Source organism: Phyllobacterium sp. P5_D12 (assembly GCF_054049495.1).
The window spans coordinates 1-1,095 of sequence record NZ_JBFUMG010000953.1; the positions used below are offsets into that span (position 1 = coordinate 1).

1 protein-coding gene is annotated in these 1,095 nt (G+C 56.3%); it reads right to left on the minus strand.

Annotation, left to right across the window (positions count from 1 at the left end; genetic code table 11):
• On the minus strand, window positions 1-965 hold a 965-nt coding region (locus ACXJ5O_RS27930), incomplete at its 3' end, for a thiamine pyrophosphate-binding protein (RefSeq protein ID WP_457302749.1).
• Between the last annotated feature and the right edge of the window lie 130 nt (window positions 966-1,095).

Sequence of the window (1,095 nt, forward strand, 5' to 3'; positions counted from 1 at the left end):
GTCGGACGGAACGTTCGTCCATGCTCCAATGGGTCAGCATCTATGGTGATTGTAGCCTGTTCTGGAAGAGGCAATGTCCAGTTCATCGCGGTATTCTGGCTGGCCTTCGAGCCGCACCAGATCACAAGATCGGCCTCTTTGATCAGCTCGATAGCTGCCCAGGAACCAAGCGGATTCAATGCGCCAGCGGCGTATGGCAGTGTCTCTGCCACTGCGCCGCGGCCCGTCAAACTGGTGACTACGAGGCCTTGGAGTTTTTCTGCGAAAACACCAACATCCATGGTTGCGTCCGATCCATGTACGCCTCCGCCGCACACCAGTGCCGGCCGTTTGGCCCTGCGAATAAGGCTAATAGCCTCTTGGATCGGACCCGCAGGCGGCGCCGAGCGTAGGTAGGGCGCACGGATCGCTCGATCGTCGATTGCAATCTTGATTTTCTTTTCATCCCATTCTGCATCGAATATGTCGTGTGGTATGATCAACGCAACCGGACCTTGGCGCGGTGACGTGGCTGTGCGAAACGCTGTCCGGATCAGTTCGGGCAGCGCTGTCACGGATGGAACCAGCCAAGCTTCCTTCGAAATGGATTTGAAGAAAGTCAGCTGGTCAAAGCCTTGGGAGGCAATTCCTTTGTCTTTAAGCGGCAGCCAGTCGAGCGGCAATTCACCGACAATGCCAATCATTGGAATGGAGGCATTCAGGGCTTCTACAAATCCAGCGGAGAGCAGATTGGCTCCCGGACCGACTGTCACATCGCAAACACCGGGCTTCCCGGTCAAACGCGCATAAGCGTCAGCCGCATATGCCGCATTGCGCTCGTCGCGCATCAAAATATGACGAATTCGGTCGGTACGGCGAGAGATGCCGTCATGCAACGCTGTCGTCTGGCCGCCGGGCATGCCGAATATGAGCTCCACGCCATATTGCGCCAGCATTTCCGATACCAGATCTCCTATGTGAGCCATTACGATTCTTCCCTGCGTGTTTGTGTGTGTTGGTGTGCCAAGGCGCGTTTACTGCCCGGCGGGAGCGACGTTTTGCTTCTTGTCGGTTTGTTCCAGATGGCAGCGATGCTGGTGACGGTTTCCTTGTAGG